This is a genomic window from Clostridium sp. 1001271st1 H5, from assembly GCF_005845215.1.
Lineage (GTDB): Bacteria > Bacillota > Clostridia > Lachnospirales > Lachnospiraceae > Enterocloster.
On record NZ_SPHO01000048.1, the window covers coordinates 2,157 to 5,268 of the forward strand.

At 51.1% G+C, this 3,112-nt stretch carries 1 rRNA gene; it reads left to right on the top strand.

Going from position 1 to position 3,112, the window contains the following annotated elements:
• Positions 1-206 precede the first annotated feature (206 nt).
• Positions 207-3,098: ribosomal RNA gene (locus FGS84_RS30305) — 23S ribosomal RNA — on the top strand.
• The last annotated feature ends 14 nt before the right edge of the window (positions 3,099-3,112 follow it).

Consider the following 3,112-nt stretch of genomic DNA (forward strand, 5'->3'; position numbering starts at 1 on the left):
TGATACGTACCTTGAAAACCGCATATTGAATGAAAATGAATTGAATATTCTAAATCAGAATATCAAGACATCCGAGGCCATACAAGAGATTGTATGGAAAAACAAACTTGTAAATGCGAAAGCGTTTATAAACAAACCTAGAACCAAAGCGTCCAACGCTATGGACGTGAGAGGAACCGCAGCAACCCGCCGCGGGGAATCATTTTGGTTAAGCTATAAAGAGCGCAGGGTGGATGCCTTGGCACTAAGAGCCGATGAAAGACGTGATAAGCTGCGAAAAGCTTCGGGGAGGAGCAAATATCCTTTGATCCGGAGATATCTGAATGGGGAAACCCGGCTGAGCAAACCTCAGTCACTGCATGGTGAATCCATAGCCATGCAGGGGGAACCCGGTGAACTGAAACATCTAAGTAACCGGAGGAAGAGAAAGAAACATCGATTCCCAAAGTAGCGGCGAGCGAAATGGGAAGAGCCCAAACCAGTGTGCGTGCATGCTGGGGTTAAGGACTGCAAACGTGAACCGATTTGTTAGTGGAACTGTCTGGGAAGTCAGGCCGCAGAGAGTGAAAGCCTCGTACACGAAAACAATAGGAAGCAGCAGTATCCAGAGTACCACGAGACACGAGAAACCTTGTGGGAAGTCGGAGGGACCACCCTCCAAGGCTAAATACTACTTAGTGACCGATAGCGCATAGTACTGTGAAGGAAAGGTGAAAAGGACCCCGGGAGGGGAGTGAAAAAGAACCTGAAACCCTGTGTTTACAAGCTGTGGGAGCACGTTAAGGTGCAACCGCGTACTTTTTGTAGAACGGTCCGGCGAGTTGCCGGTACTGGCAAGGTTAAGAGCTTAAGGCTCGGAGCCGAAGGGAAACCAAGTCTCAAATGGGCGTCAAGTCAGTACAGGCAGACCCGAAACCGGGTGACCTATCCATGTCCAGGTTGAAGCGGAAGTAAAATTCCGTGGAGGACCGGATCCACATCCGTTGAAAAGGGTGGGAATGAGGTGTGGATAGGGGAGAAATTCCAATCGAACCCGGAGATAGCTGGTTCTCCTCGAAATAGCTTTAGGGCTAGCCTCATATTAGTTTAGCGGAGGTAGAGCACTGAATTCCTAAGGGGGCGTCAAAGCTTACCAAGGGATATCAAACTCCGAATGCCGCATAAATGATGTATGGGAGTCAGACTGCACGAGATAAGTTGGGTAGTCAAAAGGGAAAGAGCCCAGACCTACAGCTAAGGTCCCAAAGTGTGTGTTAAGTGGAAAAGGATGTGGGATTTCAAAGACAACTAGGATGTTGGCTCAGAAGCAGCCACACATTCAAAGAGTGCGTAATAGCTCACTAGTCGAGAGGTCCTGCGCCGAAAATGTCCGGGGCTGAAACACAACACCGAAGCTTAGGAATGTACGAAAGTACATTGGTAGAGGAGCATTCTTAAAGGAGCGAAGCAGTACCGATAAGGAGCTGTGGACTTTTAAGAAGAGAGAATGCCGGAATGAGTAGCGAGATGGAGGTGAGAATCCTCCAGGCCGAATATCCAAGGTTTCCAGAGTAAAGCTGATCTGCTCTGGGTAAGTCGGGGCCTAAGGCGAGGCTGAGAGGCGTAGCCGATGGACAACAGGTTGAGATTCCTGTACCATGTATCATCAGAACTGTGGGGACACAGAAGGACAACACAGCCCGGGAATGGGAATACCGGGGCAAGCGAGGTAGGAGTACGGTTGGCAAATCCGCCGTACAATCCGAAGACGTGACGCGCAGCGAACCAAAGTAGCGAAGTGTGTGATTCCGGCTGTCAAGAAAAGCCGCTATTGTGTGATACATGCCCGTACCGTAAACCGACACAGGTAGATGAGGAGAGAATCCTAAGGCCGGCGGGAGAAGCATTGTTAAGGAACTCGGCAAAATGACCCCGTAACTTCGGGAGAAGGGGTGCCACAGAGATGTGGCCGCAGAGAATAGGCTCAAGCAACTGTTTAGCAAAAACACAGGTCTATGCAAAACCGTAAGGTGAGGTATATGGGCTGACGCCTGCCCGGTGCTGGAAGGTTAAGAGGAGAGGTTAGAGCAATCGAAGCTTTGAATTTAAGCCCCAGTAAACGGCGGCCGTAACTATAACGGTCCTAAGGTAGCGAAATTCCTTGTCGGGTAAGTTCCGACCCGCACGAAAGGCGTAATGATTTGAGCGCTGTCTCAACAATGCACCCGGTGAAATTGAAATACCAGTGAAGATGCTGGTTACCTGCGCCAGGACGGAAAGACCCCATGGAGCTTTACTCCAGTTTGATACTGGGATTCGGTATTGCATGTACAGGATAGGTGGGAGGCTTTGAGACATGGACGCCAGTCTGTGTGGAGCCAATGTTGGGATACCACCCTTGCGATATTGGGTTTCTAACCTGCGCCCGTGACCCGGGCGGGGGACAATGTCAGGCGGGGAGTTTGACTGGGGCGGTCGCCTCCGAAAGGGTATCGGAGGCGCTCAAAGGTTCCCTCAGGATGGTTGGAAACCATCCAAAGAGTGCAAAGGCATAAGGGAGCTTGACTGCGAGACCGACGGGTCGAGCAGGTACGAAAGTAGGACTTAGTGATCCGGTGGTATGAAAGTGGGATTGCCATCGCTCAACGGATAAAAGCTACCCTGGGGATAACAGGCTTATCACTCCCAAGAGTTCACATCGACGGAGTGGTTTGGCACCTCGATGTCGGCTCATCGCATCCTGGGGCTGTAGCAGGTCCCAAGGGTTGGGCTGTTCGCCCATTAAAGCGGTACGCGAGCTGGGTTCAGAACGTCGTGAGACAGTTCGGTCCCTATCCGGCGCGGGCGTAGGATATCTGAGAGGAGCTGTCCTTAGTACGAGAGGACCGGGATGGACAGACCGCTGGTGTATCTGTTGGCTTACCAAGGCCATGGCAGAGTAGCCAAGTCTGGACGGGATAAACGCTGAAGGCATCTAAGCGTGAAGCCCCCCTCAAGATGAGATATCCCATCGCGAAAGCGAGTAAGACCCCTTGAAGACGACGAGGTAGATAGGTTAGAGGTGGAAGTGCAGTAATGTACGGAGCTGACTAATACTAATCGGTCGAGGGCTTATCCAAAAAGGTTAAGGGAA